General features: G+C 36.4%; 19 protein-coding genes and 2 pseudogenes. 20 read left to right on the forward strand and 1 reads right to left on the reverse strand.

Annotated features, from left to right (window positions below; all coding sequences use genetic code 11):
• Window positions 1-36 precede the first annotated feature (36 nt).
• From def to spoVM, 11 genes and pseudogenes are all read left to right on the forward strand, one after another.
• Window positions 37-519 carry a peptide deformylase gene (gene def / locus MVE64_RS23320; RefSeq protein ID WP_247341621.1) on the forward strand — a complete coding sequence of 161 codons (483 nt, stop codon included), beginning with the start codon at window positions 37-39 and terminating at the stop codon, window positions 517-519.
• Window positions 520-524: 5 nt separating this feature from the next.
• Complete coding sequence (gene fmt / locus MVE64_RS23325) at window positions 525-1,484, forward strand: methionyl-tRNA formyltransferase (RefSeq protein WP_247341624.1); 960 nt, start codon at window positions 525-527, stop codon at window positions 1,482-1,484.
• On the forward strand, window positions 1,453-2,805 hold the full coding sequence (rsmB, locus tag MVE64_RS23330; RefSeq protein ID WP_247341627.1) for a 16S rRNA (cytosine(967)-C(5))-methyltransferase RsmB: 1,353 nt from the start codon (window positions 1,453-1,455) through the stop codon (window positions 2,803-2,805). The genes fmt and rsmB overlap by 32 nt, the downstream gene beginning before the upstream one ends.
• A gap of 2 nt (window positions 2,806-2,807) precedes the next feature.
• On the forward strand, window positions 2,808-3,905 hold the full coding sequence (rlmN, locus tag MVE64_RS23335; protein ID WP_247341630.1) for a dual-specificity RNA methyltransferase RlmN: 1,098 nt from the start codon (window positions 2,808-2,810) through the stop codon (window positions 3,903-3,905).
• 5 nt (window positions 3,906-3,910) lie between these two features.
• A complete protein-coding gene (locus MVE64_RS23340; protein WP_247341633.1) occupies window positions 3,911-4,666 on the forward strand; it encodes a Stp1/IreP family PP2C-type Ser/Thr phosphatase in 756 nt (251 codons plus the stop codon).
• Window positions 4,660-6,653: pseudogene (pknB, locus tag MVE64_RS23345) on the forward strand (Stk1 family PASTA domain-containing Ser/Thr kinase). The gene MVE64_RS23340 and the pseudogene pknB overlap by 7 nt, the downstream one beginning before the upstream one ends.
• A 113-nt stretch (window positions 6,654-6,766) precedes the next feature.
• Complete coding sequence (gene rsgA / locus MVE64_RS23350; protein WP_247341635.1) at window positions 6,767-7,651, forward strand: ribosome small subunit-dependent GTPase A; 885 nt, start codon at window positions 6,767-6,769, stop codon at window positions 7,649-7,651.
• 1 nt (window position 7,652) lies between these two features.
• A complete protein-coding gene (gene rpe, locus MVE64_RS23355) occupies window positions 7,653-8,309 on the forward strand; it encodes a ribulose-phosphate 3-epimerase (RefSeq protein WP_247341638.1) in 657 nt (218 codons plus the stop codon).
• Window positions 8,310-8,387: 78 nt separating this feature from the next.
• Window positions 8,388-8,567, forward strand: coding sequence for a hypothetical protein (locus MVE64_RS23360; RefSeq protein WP_247341641.1), 180 nt, complete (start codon window positions 8,388-8,390; stop codon window positions 8,565-8,567).
• Between the two features lie 62 nt (window positions 8,568-8,629).
• Entirely contained in the window at window positions 8,630-9,274 is a 645-nt protein-coding gene (locus tag MVE64_RS23365) for a thiamine diphosphokinase (protein ID WP_247341644.1), read from the forward strand.
• A 146-nt stretch (window positions 9,275-9,420) separates the two neighbouring features.
• Window positions 9,421-9,501, forward strand: a complete 81-nt coding sequence (gene spoVM / locus MVE64_RS23370; protein ID WP_003328987.1) for a stage V sporulation protein SpoVM — start codon at window positions 9,421-9,423, stop codon at window positions 9,499-9,501.
• Window positions 9,502-9,657: 156 nt separating this feature from the next.
• Here spoVM and rpmB read toward each other — a convergent pair whose 3' ends face one another.
• Window positions 9,658-9,846 (reverse strand): 50S ribosomal protein L28, encoded by a 189-nt coding sequence (rpmB, locus tag MVE64_RS23375; protein ID WP_098796255.1) that lies wholly within the window; start codon window positions 9,844-9,846, stop codon window positions 9,658-9,660.
• Between the two features lie 276 nt (window positions 9,847-10,122).
• On the opposite strand from rpmB, the gene MVE64_RS23380 reads away from it, so the two are divergent.
• From MVE64_RS23380 to fabG, 9 genes and pseudogenes are all read left to right on the forward strand, one after another.
• Entirely contained in the window at window positions 10,123-10,485 is a 363-nt protein-coding gene (locus MVE64_RS23380; protein ID WP_098796256.1) for an Asp23/Gls24 family envelope stress response protein, read from the forward strand.
• A gap of 17 nt (window positions 10,486-10,502) precedes the next feature.
• On the forward strand, window positions 10,503-12,170 hold the full coding sequence (locus MVE64_RS23385; RefSeq protein ID WP_247341647.1) for a DAK2 domain-containing protein: 1,668 nt from the start codon (window positions 10,503-10,505) through the stop codon (window positions 12,168-12,170).
• Between the two features lie 206 nt (window positions 12,171-12,376).
• Window positions 12,377-13,039, forward strand: coding sequence for an L-serine ammonia-lyase, iron-sulfur-dependent subunit beta (sdaAB, locus tag MVE64_RS23390; protein ID WP_098796258.1), 663 nt, complete (start codon window positions 12,377-12,379; stop codon window positions 13,037-13,039).
• Between the two features lie 57 nt (window positions 13,040-13,096).
• Complete coding sequence (gene sdaAA, locus MVE64_RS23395) at window positions 13,097-13,975, forward strand: L-serine ammonia-lyase, iron-sulfur-dependent, subunit alpha (protein WP_247341649.1); 879 nt, start codon at window positions 13,097-13,099, stop codon at window positions 13,973-13,975.
• Between the two features lies 1 nt (window position 13,976).
• Window positions 13,977-16,024, forward strand: a pseudogene (recG, locus tag MVE64_RS23400) (ATP-dependent DNA helicase RecG).
• 164 nt (window positions 16,025-16,188) lie between these two features.
• Window positions 16,189-16,761, forward strand: a complete 573-nt coding sequence (gene fapR / locus MVE64_RS23405; RefSeq protein ID WP_098796261.1) for a transcription factor FapR — start codon at window positions 16,189-16,191, stop codon at window positions 16,759-16,761.
• 9 nt (window positions 16,762-16,770) lie between these two features.
• Window positions 16,771-17,766, forward strand: coding sequence for a phosphate acyltransferase PlsX (gene plsX, locus MVE64_RS23410; RefSeq protein WP_098796262.1), 996 nt, complete (start codon window positions 16,771-16,773; stop codon window positions 17,764-17,766).
• A 26-nt stretch (window positions 17,767-17,792) separates the two neighbouring features.
• Window positions 17,793-18,737 (forward strand): ACP S-malonyltransferase, encoded by a 945-nt coding sequence (gene fabD / locus MVE64_RS23415; protein ID WP_247341651.1) that lies wholly within the window; start codon window positions 17,793-17,795, stop codon window positions 18,735-18,737.
• The gene (gene fabG / locus MVE64_RS23420; protein ID WP_098796264.1) at window positions 18,738-19,478 is read left to right on the forward strand and encodes a 3-oxoacyl-[acyl-carrier-protein] reductase; all 741 of its coding nucleotides are present in this window, start codon (window positions 18,738-18,740) and stop codon (window positions 19,476-19,478) included. It abuts the gene before it with no gap.
• Window positions 19,479-19,483: the final 5 nt, after the last annotated feature.

Consider the following 19,483-nt stretch of genomic DNA (forward strand, 5'->3'; position numbering starts at 1 on the left):
TTTTATAAAGATCTGTAAACGTTTGGAGGAATTTTTTTGGCTGTAAAACAGATTGTTATGTTTCCGGATGAAGTATTAGAAAGGCCGTGTGACAAAGTAACAGTTTTTGATAAAAAATTGACAAAGCTCTTAGGTGATATGTACGATACCATGATAGAAAATGATGGGGTAGGTTTAGCTGCACCACAGATAGGCATTTCTCAACAAATTGCGATTGTTGATATAGATGATCACCACGGGACAATTGAGTTAATTAACCCTGAAATAATAGAGCAACGCGGGAAGCAAACAGGTCCTGAAGGATGTTTGAGCTTTCCAGGTTTATTTGGCGAAGTAAGCCGGGCGGATTATGTAAAAGTTAGTACATATAATCGTAAAGGAAAAGTGAAAGTAATCGAGGCTGAAGGGTTTCTTGCTCGTGCCATTCAACACGAAATGGATCACTTAGAAGGAATTTTATTTACATCAAAAGTAGAAAAATATTTAGAAGAAGAAGATCTTGAAAGTGCGGAAGGATGAACGTAATGACAAAAATTGTTTTTATGGGAACACCTGATTTTTCTGTTCCGGTTTTAAGAAGACTGGTTGAAGAGGTTTATAATGTTGTAGGAGTTGTTACTCAACCTGATCGTCCAAAAGGAAGGAAGAAAACATTAACTCCTCCTCCTGTTAAAGTTGAAGCAGAGAAACATAATATTAAAGTTCTTCAACCAGAAAAAATTCGTCATGAAGTTGAAACTGTTTTGGAATTGGAACCAGATTTAATTGTAACAGCTGCTTTTGGTCAAATTTTACCTAAAGAGCTCTTAGAAGCCCCTAAACATGGATGTATTAATGTTCATGCTTCACTGTTACCAGAATTAAGAGGTGGAGCACCAATTCATTATTCAATCTTACAAGGAAAAACTAAAACAGGTATTACCATCATGTATATGGCTGAAAAGCTGGATGCTGGTGATATTTTAACACAAGCTGAAGTTAAAATTGATGAAAAAGATACAGTAGGTACTCTCCATGACAAGCTTAGTGAAGCAGGAGTTAAGCTCTTAATAGATACTATTCCACCATTATTAGAAGGGAAAATAGTACCACAAAAGCAGGATGATTCTAAAGCTACTTTTGCTTCTAATATTAAACGGGAACAAGAAAAGATTGATTGGACGAAGCCTGGAGAGGAAATATATAACCAAATAAGAGGACTTAACCCATGGCCAGTTGCGTTTACTAGCTTTCAAAATCAACCACTAAAAATATGGTGGAGTGAGAAGGTCGTAAATAAAAATGAATCTACTCCAGGAACGATTATTGGATTTGACCAAGATGGGATTGTTGTTGCAACAGGAAATGATACTGCGATAAAAATAATGGAGTTACAACCTTCAGGTAAAAAAAGAATGCGTGGGGAAGATTATTTAAGAGGTACCACAATGACAGTTGGTGAGAAATTAGGCGATGAAGATGAAAAACAAAATGACCGTACGTGATGTGGCTGTTGAAACATTACTTCAAATTGAAAAAAATCAAGCATACAGTAACTTACTTTTAAATTCTATGATTAAGAAATATCAAGTGAATACAAAGGATATTTCTTTGTTAACTGAAATTGTATATGGAACTTTACAACGAAAAGATACCCTTGATTATTATTTAGAGAACTTTATAAAGAAAACAAAAAAAATCGATGCGTGGGTAAGAATTTTGCTTCGCATTTCAGTTTATCAAATGGTTTATCTAGATCGTGTACCGGAGCGAGCCATTTTTTTTGAAGCAGTAGAAATTGCTAAAAAAAGAGGACATAAGGGAATTTCTTCTTTTGTCAATGGTGTACTAAGATCGCTCCAAAGAGAGGGTTTATCAGATATAAATCAGATTGCTGATTCTGTTGAAAGACTCTCGATTAAAACGAGTCACCCAAAATGGTTAGTAGAAAAGTGGATAGATCAGTATGGGTATGAAGAAACAGAAAAAATGTGTGAAGCTAATCTAACACCACCATCACAAACTGCGCGAGTAAATCAAACAAAAATGACAGTTGATGAACTAATGAAGACATTAAATCAAAATGGAGTAAGTGTAGAACATGGTGATCTTGCAGTTGATGCAATTAAAGGGACAAAAGGAAACCTTGCCTTGACTGATGCGTTCTCTGAAGGTTTTTTAACAATTCAGGATGAAAGTTCAATGCTGGTTGCAAGAGCGCTGAATCCACAAATTGGTGAAACAATTTTAGATGCTTGTGCTGCTCCTGGAGGAAAGTCTACTCATATAGCTGAAAGAATGGGAGGAACAGGTACTGTTCACTCATTGGATCTTCATGAGCACAAAGTAAAGCTAATTAAACAACAAGCAGAACGACTTAATTTAACAAATATTCAAGCAGAGGCTTTAGATAGTAGACTTGCAGGAGACCGTTTTGAGAAAAATAAGTTTGACCGAATTTTAGTAGATGCGCCATGCTCGGGATTTGGTGTTATTCGAAGAAAGCCGGATATAAAATATACAAAATCTCCTGAGGATGTTCTAAAGCTTGCAGAGTTACAGAAAAATATCTTACATGCTGTTGCCCCTTTATTAAAAAGTAATGGTGTGTTAGTTTATAGTACGTGTACAATTGACCGAGAAGAAAACACGGATGTTATTCAATCATTTTTAAAACATCATCCTGAGTTTGAACTTGATCAGGGTGCAATTCATCATTTTCCTGAAAAGCTTCATCCATATTTTAAGGATGGAGAAGTACAACTGTTACCACATTACTTTGGAACAGACGGATTTTATATAGTATGTTTACGAAAGAAGGGTTAAAATTGGAACAAGCAAAAGCAACGAGAACTAAAAAAGACAACTTAGAGAAGAATAGCAACCCATCCATTTATTCTTTGGAACTTCATGAGCTTGAAGATTGGTTAAAAGAACATGGAGAAAAAGCGTTCAGAGCGAACCAGGTTTTTGAATGGCTTTACACAAAGCGGGCAACAAGCTTTGAGGATATGTCAAATCTCTCAAAGAGCTTGAGAACACTATTAAGTGAGAATTTTACTTTAACAACATTAAATACTTTAATTCAACAAACATCAAAAGACGGGACAATTAAGTTTCTTTTTGAACTTCATGATGGATACTCTATTGAAACGGTTTTAATGAGACATGAATATGGGAATTCTGTATGTGTAACGACACAAGTTGGGTGTAGAATTGGCTGTACATTCTGTGCTTCAACTTTAGGTGGTTTAAAAAGAAATTTAGAAGCTGGAGAAATTGTTGCTCAAGTTGTAAAAGTTCAACAAGCCCTTGACGAATTTGAAGAGCGTGTCAGTCATGTAGTTATTATGGGAATAGGTGAGCCTTTTGATAATTATGATGAAATGATGTCATTCTTAAAAATTATTAATCATGATAAAGGCTTAAATATTGGAGCGCGACACATTACAGTTTCTACTAGTGGAATTATTCCGAAAATTTATAAGTTTGCTGATGAAAAGCTGCAAATTAACTTTGCGATTTCTCTTCATGCACCAAATACTGAGCTGAGAACGAAGCTAATGCCCATTAATAAAGCATACAAACTACCAGATCTTATGGAAGCAGTAAGGTACTATGTAGATAAGACTGGACGACGTGTGAGTTTTGAATATGGGTTATTTGGTGGAGAAAATGATCAGGTAGAGCATGCTGAAGAACTTGCACAATTAGTGAAAGGGTTAAAATGTCATATTAATTTAATTCCAGTTAACTATGTACCTGAAAGAAACTATGTTCGTACACCAAAAGAGCAAATCAAACTATTTGAAGATACGCTTAAAAAGCACGGTGTTAATGTGACAACTAGAAGAGAACAAGGACATGATATTGATGCAGCGTGTGGCCAACTTCGAGCTAAGGAGCGTAAAGAGGAGACGAGGTGACCATTTTGGAACACATTTTTTTGACTGACAGGGGAAAGGTTAGACAACATAACGAAGATAGTGTTGGCGTGTTTAAAAATGAAACGGGGATATTAGCAATAGTAGCCGATGGTATGGGTGGTCATTTGGCTGGAGATGTTGCAAGTCAAATGACAATCTCTACTTTTAAGGAATTATGGGAACAAGCTCCAACTATTAATGGACCAAGTGATGCTGAAGCTTGGTTAATCGAAAAAGTGGAAGAAGTGAATAAAACTGTTTATGAGCATTCTCTAACTAATTCGGAATGTCAAGGAATGGGGACAACCATAGTTGGAGTTTTGGTTACACCTAATTTTGCCACTATCGGTCATATCGGAGATAGTCGCTGCTACCTTTTAAATAATAGTGGCTTTAAACAAGTTACACAAGATCATTCACTTGTTAACGAATTGGTAAGATCAGGTCAAATTTCTAAGGAAGATGCAGAACATCATCCTCGTAAAAATGTTCTTTTAAGAGCATTAGGAACTGAACAAACGGTTGATCTTGATGTTAGAACAATTGAACTAGAGGAAAATGATGTACTATTGCTTTGTTCTGATGGATTGTCAAATAAAATATCTGACGAGACATTGGAGCATGAGTTACTTCAATCTAAAGATTTGTCTCATACTGCAAACCATTTAGTACAAATGGCAAATGATAATGGAGGGGAAGATAATATTTCCATTATCATACTAAAAAAGTCGACAAATAAATTAGGTGAAGATCCGTGCTAATAGGAAAAAGAATTAGTGGTCGATATAAAATTCTAGAAGTTGTAGGTGGCGGTGGCATGGCTAACGTTTACCTAGCCGAGACATGATTCTAGAACGCGAAGTGGCAATGAAGGTGTTGCGCTTTGATTTTTCCAATGATGATGAATTTATTAAACGATTTAGAAGAGAAGCACAATCAGCAACTAGTTTGGCGCATCCAAATATCGTAAGTATATATGATGTTGGTGAAGAGGACGGTATTTACTATATTGTTATGGAGTACGTGGAAGGCCAGACTTTAAAACAATACATACAACAGTTTGCACCAGTTCATCCAAGAAAAGCAGTGAATATTATGGTGCAAATTGCATCGGCCATTCAGCACGCACATGATAATCAAATTATTCATAGAGACATAAAGCCGCATAATATTCTTATTGATCATCATGGAAATGTGAAGGTAACAGATTTTGGAATTGCTACAGCGTTAAGTTCAACGACCATAACACAAACAAATTCAGTATTAGGATCTGTTCACTATTTATCACCTGAACAAGCAAGAGGTGGACTGGCTAATAAAAAATCAGATATTTACTCTATTGGTATTGTTTTATTTGAGTTATTAACTGGACGATTACCGTTTGATGGAGAATCAGCTATCTCAATTGCCCTTAAGCATTTGCAATCAGAAACTCCATCCCCTAAAAGGTGGAATCCTGACATACCCCAAAGTATTGAAAACATAATTTTAAGATCGACTGCTAAGGATCCTTTTCACCGTTATGATTCTGTAGAAGAAATGGAAAAGGATCTTGAAACAGCCTTTGATGTTAGTAGAATTTCTGAGGAACGTTTTTCTATACCTGAAGATGATGAAGCCACCAAGGCTATACCAATTATTACAAATGAGAATTTTAATGAACATAAGGTAGAAGACACCATTGTTAGAAAACCTGTTGGTAACGAGAATTTTAATAATTCCAATCAGGAAGACAATAGCAATAAAGGAAAAAAGCAAAAGAAACCCAAAAAGAAGAAAAGCAAGCTTGCTACCTTTATCGTTTCAGTATTTTTGATTTTACTTGCTGCAGGTATAGCTGCTTTTACAATCATTCCTTCCTTTTTCCTTCCTAAGGATGTTGAGGTTCCGGACGTTACAGGAAAGTCCTACGAAGAAGCTGTTAACATATTGCTTGATAGTGGATTTGAAGTGGCGGATCCAGTGCTGGTAACAGATGAAGAGGTTGAAGAGGGGTATGTTATTAAAACAGAACCAACTGCAAATGAAATCATCAAGGAAGGCTCTACTATTACAATCTATGAAAGTATAGGAAAAGAAAAAGTGGTATTAGAGGATTATGTTGGTAGAAAAATTGATCGTATTACCTCTATTCTTGAAATGAAGGGCTTTACAGTAGAGGTTGTAAAAGAAGAATATAGTGAGACCGAACCTGCTGGTAACATATTGTCCCAAGATCCTGAAATCGGAGAAGAAGTTGTACCAGAAGACACAGTGGTAGAATTTACGGTTAGTAAAGGGCCAAAACTAGTGAAAATAGAGGATCTGGTTGGGAAAACAAAGGAAGAAGTTAATAAATATATTTCAGAAACAGGATTTAGTGTTAATGTTGATGATGAGTATTCAGCAGAAGTGGAGAAAGGCTCACTCATCAGGCAAAGTCCAAAGGCTGGTACTGAAGTTGTACCAAAAGAAACAACATTAGAAGTTGTCTATTCTCTTGGTCCGGAGCCTAAGCCTTCTAAGACAGTAACAAAAACTGTTACAATCCCTTATGAAACGGAAGAACAGGGCAAAGAATTAGAAGTGAAGATTTCAATTGACGATGAAGAACATTCTATATCAGACGTATTTGAAACCTTTACTATTACTAGTCCTCGGGTAAAAACATTAGAATTTACAATACCACCAAATGACAAAGCTTTTTATCAGATTACTGTGGATAATAAAATTGTAATAACTGAGACTATTCCCTATCCAGAGGGATAGAAATGAACGACGAATGAGAATTCTAAATAGCAAAGAGTTTTTTTATGTTTGCATAGCCTTTTTTAGTAAATATTCACGATCATTTAATCGGAACACATCCAAGGAGGTTATCCATGCCACAAGGGAAAATTGTGAAGGCTCTTAGTGGTTTTTACTATGTTCAAGATCAAGAGAGATTAGTTCAGTGTAGAGGAAGAGGTGTATTTAGGAAGAATAAGATAACACCTCTTGTAGGCGACGAGGTAGAATATCAAGCCGAAAATGACTTGGAAGGATATATTCTTGAAGTCTTTGAACGAAAAAATGAACTTGTAAGACCACCTATTTGTAATGTTGATCAAGCTATTCTTGTATTTTCTGCAGTAGAGCCTGATTTTAGTCCAACGCTTCTTGATCGATTTCTTGTACTAATTGAAGCAAATGAGATCATTCCAATCATTGTTATTAGTAAAACAGATCTTATATCCTCTGATAAAATAAGAGGAGAAGTTCAGTCTTATGCAAAAGATTATGAAAATGCAGGTTATACCGTCTTGTTAACCTCAACGGTCGAATCAACAGTTGAAAATGATTTGCTACCGTATTTAAATGACCATATTTCAGTTTTTGCAGGTCAATCAGGGGTGGGGAAATCCTCTTTATTAAATGTATTAAGACCGGATCTAGAATTGAAAACGAATGATATTTCTTCCCATTTAGGGCGGGGGAAGCATACAACAAGACATGTTGAACTTATTTCAGTAGGAACAGGTTTTGTAGCAGATACTCCTGGTTTTAGTTCACTGGATTTTACAGGTATTGAGGTGGAAGATCTTTCATACTGTTTCCCAGAGATGCGTGAACGAAGTAGTAGCTGTAAATTCAGAGGATGCACTCATGTCAAAGAACCAAAATGTGCAGTAAAAGAGGCTGTTGAAAAAGGAGAAATACCACAATACCGATATGAGCATTATTTAACATTCGTGGAAGAGATAAAAGATAGAAAGCCGAGGTATTAATATGATAAAAATTGCTCCATCGATTTTATCGGCAGATTTTGCTAAATTGGGAGAGGAAATCAAGGATGTTGAAAAGGGAGGTGCAGATTATATTCATGTTGATGTAATGGACGGCCACTTTGTTCCTAACATTACGATCGGACCACTTATTGTCGAGGCAATAAGACCAGTAACAAAGCTTCCTTTAGACGTTCATTTAATGATTGAACAACCTGATTTGTATATTAAAGAATTTGTCCGTGCAGGAGCCGATATTATCACTGTTCATGTAGAAGCTTCTAAACATCTGCACCGAACAATTCAACTTATTAAGTCTGAAGGAGTAAAAGCTGGTGTTGTGTTAAATCCACATACACCAATTGAGTCAATATTACACATTCTTGAGGATATTGATATGGTATTGTTTATGACTGTTAATCCGGGCTTCGGTGGGCAATCATTCATACCGCAAGTCTTACCTAAGATAAAGGCATTAGCTGATATGATTAAAGAAAAGAATCTTTCAGTTGATATAGAAGTTGATGGCGGGATTAATGAAGAAACAGCTAAGCAATGTGTTGCTGCTGGAGCAAATGTTTTAGTTGCCGGTTCTTTTATTTACAATAAGCCTGACCGTCATGCGGCAATTCAAAGTCTTAAGCAAGCAGTTCTATCTTAAGAACAAAACACCGTCATAAAATAAGTCAAAGAAACTCATCCTATTACAGTAGACTGCTAAGTGATAGGAGGGGGTAGAGTGAATATTTTAAGGGAAGATGTTGCCATAATTGAACAAGCGTTAAAGGTCGCTTCACAAAATAGTTCAGATTATGAAGAAATTTCTCAGTATGAGTCAGTATTACAAAGGCTTAAAAGCAGAAGTACTGACGCTCAGCATGATGGTTTTAGATATGATTATGATGATAATATGCAATAGAATGAAAGAAACGAAGTTCTGGCATTTCATATGCCAGACTTTTTTCGTAGTTAGGAGATAAAATGAAAACAATAGCACTAGTAGCAGGAGGTCCCAAGGAAAATCTTGCTGACTTAACAATATTTAATCAAAGAGAAATAATGTGGGTTGGGATAGATAGAGGTGTCCGTTATATTGAAGAAGCAGGATTTACACCTGCAAATGCATTTGGAGACTTTGATTCCATTTCGAGTGAAGAACATAAAAAGTTGAAAAAGGATCTTCCGCATTTATCTACATATCCTTCCGAAAAAGATCAAACAGATACTGAAATAGCTCTAGAATGGGCAATTAATCAAAGACCAGACCAAATTTATCTTTTTGGAGCCACTGGTGGACGAATTGATCATATGCTTGCAAATTTGTATCTCCTTATGAAATCACCCTCTACTCTATCAAAAATTGAATGTATTGATCGTCAAAATCATATCACGCTCTATGGCCCAGGAACATATAAAGTAAAGAGGAAAAATGAATTGCGTTATATTTCTTTTATCGCCTTAACCCCTGATGTCGTAGGCCTGACACTTGAAGGATTTAAATATCCTTTAAAAAATTGTCATATTAGGCTTGGCTCAACATTATGTATTAGTAATGAACTCATTTATGAAGTAGGTACTTTTTCTTTCCTAGACGGCATATTAATAATGATAAGAAGCCGAGATTAAATTGTTGGTAAAAGACAATAGGGGATAGCGTCATTTTTTTACAGAGTATGAATATAATTTAAAGAAATGATTTATTTTATTATGACGCTTGAGCACCTTTGAACAAGCATGAAGACTTGTTTAAGATTTGGTTGAGGAGGGAAACAATGAAATTTTATACGATTAAGTTACCGAAGTTTTTAGGAGGAATAGTTCGAGCAATGCTCGGTTCGTTTAAAAAAGATTAAGAAAAAAAGCACCGTGATTATCGGTGCTTTTTTTCTTAATCCAGTGTTTTCTCTATAAAAGAAAAAACAAAGCTGCAGAATGCGGCTTTATTTTAACTGGATTGATTTTATAGAATGTTAAAGTTAAACATCCATATAGAGAGAGCTTAATATAAATTAAACTCGCTCAACTTTACCTGATCTTAAAGCGCGAGCAGATACATATACTCTTTTCGGTTTACCGTTAACTAAGATGCGAACTTTTTGAAGGTTTGCGCCCCAAGTACGTTTGTTAGCGTTCATCGCGTGTGAACGTGCATTACCTGAGCGAGTTTTTCTACCAGTAACAACGCATTTACGTGCCATGTTATTCCCTCCTTACTACAAAAAAAACATACATATTTTACGTTAATCATGTACATTGCCATGAGATACTTTAATAATTTATCACAACTCAAATGAGATTGCAATACTTCAACGTTAGTCTTTCAAGAATTTTTCCTTGACATAGTTATTTAAGTATTGTTGTATAATAATAAAGGTTGTATTCAGTAACTAGGATTTTATAATCACTTTTAAAATGGGTATGCTTATAGTAAAATAATAAAAGCCAGTGCGAACAATTCCAAAGGGGGAACAAACATGTCCATTGAATTAAAAACAAAGTACGGACAAATCGATATTTCCAACGAGGTCATTGCAACTGTTGCAGGTGGAGCAGCGATCGACTGCTATGGTATTGTAGGAATGGCTTCAAAGAATCAAATAAAAGACGGTCTTACGGATATCCTAAGAAAAGAGAACTTTAGCAGAGGCGTAATCGTACGTCAAGATGACGATTCAATTAATATCGATATGTATATTATCGTCAGCTATGGTACAAAAATTTCTGAAGTCGCGCATAACGTTCAAACGAAAGTTAAGTATACGTTAGATCAGACGGTTGGACTTGCTGTTGATTCTGTTAATATTTTTGTACAAGGTGTTCGTGTAGCGAACCCATAGTAAGGAGGAAACTACCTGTGTCTATTACAACTTTAGATGGTAAGCAATTTGCAGAAATGATCTTGCAAGGTGCTAACCACCTATCGAATAATTCGAAATTAGTCGATGCGTTAAACGTTTTTCCAGTTCCTGATGGTGACACTGGAACCAATATGAACCTATCTATGACATCAGGAGCAAAAGAGGTAAGAAATAATCCTTCTGCTCATATTGGGAAAACCGGTAATGCGCTTTCGAAAGGCTTATTAATGGGTGCCCGAGGAAATTCCGGCGTTATTCTATCGCAATTATTTAGAGGCTTTTCGAAGTTTATTGAATCAAAAGCAAGCATTAATGCAAGTGAATTTGCTGCAGCACTTCAAGCTGGTGTAGATACTGCTTATAAAGCGGTAATGAAGCCTGTTGAGGGGACAATTTTAACTGTAGCAAAAGATGCAGCTAAAGCTGCTGTAACTGCTGCACAAAATGAAACTTCGATTGTGAAACTTATGGAAATTACATTGAAAGAAGCTGAAGCATCATTAAAGCGTACTCCAGATCTACTTCCTGTGTTAAAAGAGGTAGGAGTGGTTGATAGTGGCGGACAGGGCCTTGTATTTGTTTATGAAGGATTTCTTGCAGTTCTAAAGGGTGAAAAACTTGATACAACAAATGTGGCGACACCTAGTATGGATGAGCTTGTTAGTGCTGAGCATCATAAAAGTGTACAAAGCCATATAAATACGGAAGATATTGAATTCGGATATTGTACGGAATTTATGGTGCGATTTGAAAGTGGAAAAACTCCTTTTAATGAAGAAACGTTTCGTCAAGATTTAAGTCATTATGGTGATTCTTTATTAGTAATTGCTGATGATGAATTAGCTAAAGTACATATACATGCTGAACATCCGGGTGAGGTTCTATCATATGGTCAGAAATATGGAAACCTTATCAATATGAAAATTGAAAATATGCGTCAACAACATACTGATATCGTAGGTGAAAAACCACAAGTTCATTCTGAACAGAAAATCAAGAAAGAAAAGAACAAATACGGTATCATAACAGTGTCAATGGGAAAAGGTATTGCTGAATTATTTAGAAGCATTGGTGCTAATGAGGTTATTGAAGGTGGCCAAACAATGAATCCAAGCACAGAGGATATTGTTAAGGCTATTCATGATGTGAATGCTGAAAATATTATTATTTTACCTAATAACTCAAACATTGTGATGGCTGCTCAACAGGCGGCATCAGTAGTGGAAGAAAATGTTATTGTTGTCCCTTCCAAAACTGTTCCACAAGGAATGGCTGCTTTACTTTCTTTCAATCCTACGGTTGAGCCTGAAGAAGTTGGACAAATTATGTCGGATGCATTAGGTAATGTTAAGAGCGGTCAAATTACTTATGCGGTACGTGATACGAACATTGATGGACTTGATATTGCAAAAGGCGATTTTATGGGAATATCCAATGGGAAGATTGTTGTTACTGATCGTGATCAGCTTTCAGCATCTAAAAAACTCCTTTCTGAAATGATTACAGAAGATGATGAAATTTTAACAATCATTCAAGGAGAAGATGCAAGTGATGAAGAAGTCGAGCAGCTTCTAGCATTTGCTGAAGAACAGTTTGAAGATGTTGAAATTGAAGTTCATAAAGGAGAACAACCACTATATTCTTATATTTTCTCTGTGGAATAAATAAGAAAACCCGGCTTATTAGCCGGGTTTTCTTTTGTTTCTGTTAGAATAGAGATTTGCATTTATTAGAATAGTCCATTTTTTCTTGCTTTTCTTGATATAATAGTGTTTTTAAAAAATCTGTTAAACTAAAGTTACATGAATCATATGAAGAAAAAAGAGCAACTAGCTTCAACAATACCAGTGCTATAGGGGGAGTGTGTTTAATGAAATATAGAAGTGTTTTTGACATAATTGGACCTGTTATGATCGGTCCGTCGAGTTCACATACAGCTGGTGCGGCAAGAATTGGACGTGTTGCACGAACATTGTTTGGACGTGAACCTAAATGGGTTATCATTTCCCTTTACAACTCTTTTGCTAAAACCTATAAGGGGCACGGTACAGATGTTGCTCTTGTAGGTGGTTTGCTTGATTTTGATACCTTTGACGAAAGAATAAAATCGTCATTAGAAATAGCTAAAGAGAAAGAAATTAAGATAACGTTTATAGAAGAAGAAGCAGTGGCAGACCATCCGAACACAGCTAGACTTATTATTGGTGATGACTATGGACAGTTTGAATTAGTTGGGATTTCAATAGGTGGAGGAAAGATTGAAATAACAGAACTAAATGGTTTTGAATTAAAATTATCAGGAAATCACCCTGCTTTACTGGTTGTGCATAACGATCGATTTGGTGTAATTGCCGCAGTTGCCAATGTGTTGGCAAAATATGAAATAAACATCGGACATATGGATGTGTCCAGAAAAGAAGTTGGTCAGCTTGCTTTAATGACAATTGAAACAGATCAGAACATTACAAATGAAGTAATTGAAGAATTAAAAACATTAACAAATATATTACAAGTAACAAGAATTGATGATTAACAAAACAAAGTAGATGATATTTTTATACAACTATGACAAAATGAGGGGGATATCATCATGTTTCGTAACGTAGAAGAACTAGTAGGATTAGCGGAAAGTAAAGGGGTAAAAATCGCAGAGATCATGATTGAACAAGAATGTAGAGTGACAGATCGAACTCGAGAAGAAGTTTTATTACAGATGGAAAAGAACCTAGAAGTAATGGAACAAGCTGTTGAAAAGGGGCTGTCAGGAGTAAAGTCACACTCTGGTTTAACTGGTGGAGATGCGGTGCTCTTACAATCTTATCTTGAGAAGGGTAACTTTCTTTCCGGAGATACAATTTTAGATGCTGTAAGTAAGGCTGTTGCAACTAATGAAGTGAATGCTGCGATGGGGACAATTTGCGCCACGCCTACAGCTGGATCCGCTGGTGTTGTACCTGGTACACTTTTTGCCGTAAAAGATAAGCTGAAGCCAACAAGAAAAGAAATGATTGAATTTCTTTTTACTTCAGGCGCATTTGGTTTTGTAGTGGCTAACAATGCTTCCATTTCTGGTGCTGCTGGAGGTTGTCAAGCAGAGGTGGGCTCTGCTTCAGGGATGGCTGCTGCAGCAATTGTTGAGATGGCTGGTGGTACTCCAAGACAAGCTGCACATGCTATGGCGATAACATTGAAAAATATGCTCGGATTAGTTTGTGACCCTGTTGCAGGATTAGTGGAGGTCCCTTGTGTAAAAAGAAATGCAATGGGTGCTGCTAATGCAATGATTGCCGCTGATATGGCATTAGCAGGTATTACAAGTAGAATTCCATGTGATGAAGTAATTGATGCCATGTATCGAATTGGGCAAACGATGCCTACAGCATTAAAAGAAACTGCACAAGGGGGGTTAGCTGCGACTCCGACAGGTCAAAAGCTCAAAAGGGAAATATTTGGAGACTCGCACAAGTGACGTGAAAAATATGTTATTGAATCCTATTACCAACTTAAAAGGAGTTGGTAGTGAAACAGAGGAAGTACTAAATGATGTTGGAATTTACACGATTCATGACCTTCTTGAATATTTTCCATATAGATATGAAGATAATAGTTTAAAAGATTTAGAGGATGTAAAGCATGAGGAACGTGTTACTGTTGAGGGAAGAGTTCATAGTGAGCCTTCTCTCCAGTTTTACGGTAAAAAAAGGTCGCGTCTTACGTTCCGATTGTTAGTAGGACGATATTTGCTTTCGGTTGTTTGCTTTAATCGCCCTTACTTTAAAAATAAACTGTCTATTGATGCGACAGTTACTGTTACAGGGAAATGGGATAAACATAGACAAACGATTACAGTTTCAAATCTTTTATTTGGCCCAAAACAAGAAATATCAGGAATTGAACCTGTTTATTCTGTTAAAGGAAAATTAACAGTAAAAGGCATAAGGAAATTTGTTTCAATTGCCCTTAAAGATTATCTTGAAGGAGTTACTGAGCTCTTGCCTGATCATTTACTTAATAAATACAAGCTAATGACAAGAAAAGAGGCTCTTAAGACGATTCACATACCTGAGGAAAAAGAAGACCTTAAACAAGCGAGAAGACGCTTTGTTTATGAAGAGTTTCTTTTATTCCAACTCAAAATGCAGACGCTAAGGAAGGTTCAGCGAGAACAATCGAAGGGGTTGTTCATCAATTTTCTAAAGAAAAGCATAAGATTTTTCTTGATTCTTTACCTTTTCCATTAACAAATGCCCAAACACGTGTTGTAAATGAAATCCTAAGTGACATGACATCACCTTATCGAATGAATCGACTATTGCAAGGGGATGTTGGTTCCGGTAAAACGGTTGTTTCTGCTATTGCTATCTATGCAGCTTTCTTGTCTGGATACCAAAGTGCGTTAATGGTGCCTACCGAGATATTAGCTGAACAGCATGCTGAATCACTTTTTCAATTGTTTGAACCTTTTGGAGTTTCAGTAGCTTTGTTAACTAGTTCAGTTAAGGGTAAGAAAAGAAGAGACTTACTAGAAAGAGTAGCCAACAATGAAGTTAATTTATTAATTGGTACACATGCACTTATTCAAGATGATATCATGTTTCATAAACTTGGACTTGTTATTACAGATGAACAACACCGTTTTGGAGTTGAACAAAGGCGGCTGCTAAGAGAAAAAGGTGAACAGACCGATGTATTATTTATGACAGCTACACCAATACCTCGGACATTAGCGATAACTGCCTTTGGGGAAATGGATGTATCAATTATAGATGAATTGCCAGCAGGAAGAAAAACAATCGAAACCTACTGGGTAAAGCCTGATATGCTAGAACGTATATTAGCCTTTATTGAAAAGGAAGTTTCAAAAGGACGGCAGGCTTATGTTATTTGTCCACTTATTGAAGAATCTGATAAGTTGGATGTGCAAAATGCTCTTGATGTTCATGGTATGCTTACTCAATACTATAGAGGTCGCTATAAAGTAGGTCTTATGCATGGCAGGTTAAGCTCAGATGAAAAAGATGAAGTAATGAGGAGCTTTAGTCAAAACGAGGTTCATATTCTTGTGTCAACGACTGTTGTTGAAGTTGGTGTAAACGTGCCAAATGCTACCACAATGGTTATTTATGATGCGGAACGATTTGGATTATCTCAACTCCACCAACTCCGTGGTCGGGTTGGAAGAGGAAGTGATCAGTCATATTGTATTTTGCTGGCCGATCCTAAGTCAGAAACGGGGAAAGAACGTATGAAAATAATGACTGAAACAAATGATGGTTTTGTTCTCTCTGAGCGAGATCTTGAGCTTAGAGGCCCTGGTGATTTTTTCGGGAAAAAGCAAAGTGGTGTTCCTGTTTTTAAGGTTGCAGATATGGTTCATGATTACAGAGCCTTGGAAGTAGCAAGGCAGGATGCAGTTGAACTTGTAGGTTCGATGGAATTTTGGAAGGAAAATCAATATGAGGCTCTAAGAAACTACCTTACTAACTCGGGAGTATTAGATGGTGAAAAATTAGATTAATGCACAAGCTCTATAAATATCACAAAGTAAAACACTAAACCTGATAGATTTAGGACAACAATACTTTTTAGAAAACAGATTGCAATGACTTGCAATCTGTTTTCTTTATATATATACTACTATTAGTACCTAGTCTTAATAGTTCGGACGGTGTCGTATACATAATGAGGAAGAATAAGAAAGAGAGACAGTCTTTATTACAAGAAACAATTGCTATCACTCCATTTATAACAGATGAAGAATTAGCGGAAAAATTTCAAGTGAGTATCCAAACAATCCGTTTGGATCGCTTAGAACTATCAATTCCTGAATTAAGAGAGCGAATAAAACATGTAGCGGAAAAGAAACTAGATGATGAGGTAAAAGCGCTGCCGATTGAAGAAGTCATTGGTGAAATTATTGACCTTCAGCTTGATCATTCTGCGATCTCTATCTTAGAAATAAGAAAAGAGCATGTATTTAGTAGAAACCAAATAGCACGGGGACATCATCTTTTTGCACAAGCAAATTCGTTAGCTGTTGCTATGATAAATGATGAGCTTGCTTTAACAGCGAAAGCGAATATTCGATTTACCACACAAGTTAAAGAAAATGAACGTGTCATTGCCAAGGCTAAAATAGTAAAAAATGATCCTGAACAAAGACGAACATTAGTAGAAGTGAACAGCTTTGTGGGCAATGAATTAGTGTTTTCGGGTGAGTTTGAAATGTATCGCTCAAATCCAACACAAAGGTAGGTTACATAAATGAAGCTCGCAATTGATGCGATGGGTGGAGACAATGCACCACAAGCAGTAGTAGAAGGAGTAATGAAAGCTATCACTGCTTTTCCAGATTTAGAAGTAACATTAATAGGGCAAGAAGATAAAATTAAAACATACTTAACAGATTCCACACGAATCTCAATTTTACATACAGATGAAGTGATAGAAGCTACTGATGAGCCTGTTCGCGCGGTTAGACGGAAGAAAAATGCGTCGATGGTTTTGATGGCAAATGAAGTAAAAGAAGGAAGGGCAGATGGTTGTATTTCTGCTGGGAACACAGGAGCGCTTATGACAGCAGGTCTCTTTGTTGTTGGTCGAATCGAGGGAATAGAAAGACCTGCTTTATCACCAACTTTGCCAACATTAAATGGAAAAGGTTTTTTATTTTTAGATGTTGGTGCAAATGTAGACGCTAAGCCGGAACATTTGTTGCAATATGCAATAATGGGTTCTATATATGTTGAGAAAGTTCGTGGAGTTAAAAATCCACGTGTTGGTTTGTTGAATGTAGGTACAGAAGATAAAAAAGGAAATGAGTTAACAAAACAAACTTATGAGCTTTTAAAACAAACAGATTTAAATTTTGTAGGAAATGTTGAATCAAGAGATTTAATGGAGTCCGTTGCTGATGTTGTTGTAACAGATGGGTTTACCGGAAATATAGCTTTAAAGACAATTGAGGGTACAGCTCTCTCTGTTTTTTCTATGCTTAAATCAGCTTTAACGAGTAACCTTAAGTCTAAAATTGCTGCGGGTATCCTAAAGCCTCAGCTAAAATCAATAAAACAACAGATGGATTATTCAGAGTACGGTGGTGCTGCGCTCTTTGGCCTTAAGGCACCTGTAATAAAAGCGCATGGCTCATCAGATGCTAATGCAATATACAATGCAATTCGCCAAACAAAAGATATGGTGTCTTATGATGTTGCTGAAACCATTCATGCATCGCTAAAAAGTATGAATAAAGAAGATTAACAGGATAGAAACGGGGGAACACTTTCATGACAAAAATCGCTTTTTTATTTCCAGGCCAAGGTTCACAAACTGTTGGAATGGGAAAAGGTTTTTATGAAGAAGTAGAATCATCCAAACAAATTTTTGATCAAGCAGATGAACGATTAGGTCAAGAATTATCAACACTTATTTTTGAGGGACCACAAGATACATTAACTTTGACTTATAATGCTCAACCGGCGCTTCTTACAACAAGTATTGCGATATTAAACCATTTCAAACAATTTAATATTCAACCAGAATATGTTGCTGGACATAGCCTTGGTGAATACTCAGCGCTTGTTGCAGCTGGTGTACTTCCTTTTGAAGATGCAGTTTATGCAGTTAAAAAGCGTGGAGAATATATGGACCAAGCGGTGCCGGCAGGACAAGGAGCTATGTCAGCGGTTTTAGGCATATCAGCTGAAGAATTAGAAAAAGTAACAGCTCAGGTTTCTGATGAAGGAGATTCGGTACAACTGGCTAACTTAAATTGTCCAGGTCAAATCGTTATTTCAGGTACGGCTGAAGGAGTTGAAAAAGCTTCAGCACTGGCAAAAGAAAATGGAGCGAAAAGAGCCATTCCACTTGTAGTTAGTGGTCCGTTTCATTCTGAATTAATGAAACCTGCTGCACATAAGTTTCAAGAGGTATTATCTCAATTAAACTTCCAAGATGCATCTATCCCAGTTATAGCAAACGTAACAGCTAAGCCGGTGAAAGAGAGTCATGAAATTAAAGACTTACTAGTAAAACAGTTATACTCTCCTGTAAGATGGGAAGAATCAGTAAAAACAATGATAGAAAATGGTGTGACGACGTTCATAGAAGTAGGTCCTGGTAAGGTATTAACAGGATTAGTGAAAAAAATTGACCGCTCTGCAACGATTCACAACGTTTTTGATCTTGAGTCATTACAAGCTACTGTAGAAAAGCTTAAGGAGGAACAATAAATGTTGGAGAATAAAGTTGCTCTTGTAACCGGAGCTTCTCGTGGAATTGGTAAAGCAATCGCATTGGATCTTGCGAGTAATGGAGCAAGCATTGCCGTGAACTATGCAGGAAATGAAGCGAAAGCAAATGAAGTTGTCGATGAAATCAAAGCAAATGGTGGAAATGCAATTGCCATTAAAGCTGATGTTTCAAATGGTGACGAAGTTCAAGCTATGATTAAAGAAGTATTAAATGAGTTCGGTCAATTAGATATTCTAGTAAATAATGCTGGAATCACAAGAGATAATCTTTTAATGAGAATGAAAGATTCTGAATGGGATGATGTAATTGACACAAACTTAAAAGGTGTTTTCCTTTGTACGAAAGCTGTAACAAGACAAATGATGAAGCAGAGAAACGGTCGCATCATTAATATTACATCTGTTGTTGGAGTTAGTGGTAACGCTGGTCAAGCTAACTATGTTGCGGCGAAGGCTGGGGTTATTGGATTAACAAAAACAACAGCAAAGGAACTGGCTTCAAGAAATATTACTGTAAATGCAGTTGCCCCTGGCTTTATCACAACTGACATGACAGATGAACTTAATGAAGATATAAAAGCAGATTTATTAAAACAAATACCACTTGCAACTTTAGGTGAACCTAGTGATATTGCTAATGTGGTAACATTCCTTGCTTCTGAAAAAAGCAAATATATAACCGGACAAACGCTGCATGTAAATGGCGGAATGGTTATGTAATCTCC

The sequence above is a fragment of the Metabacillus endolithicus genome (assembly GCF_023078335.1).
Lineage (GTDB): Bacteria > Bacillota > Bacilli > Bacillales > Bacillaceae > Metabacillus > Metabacillus endolithicus.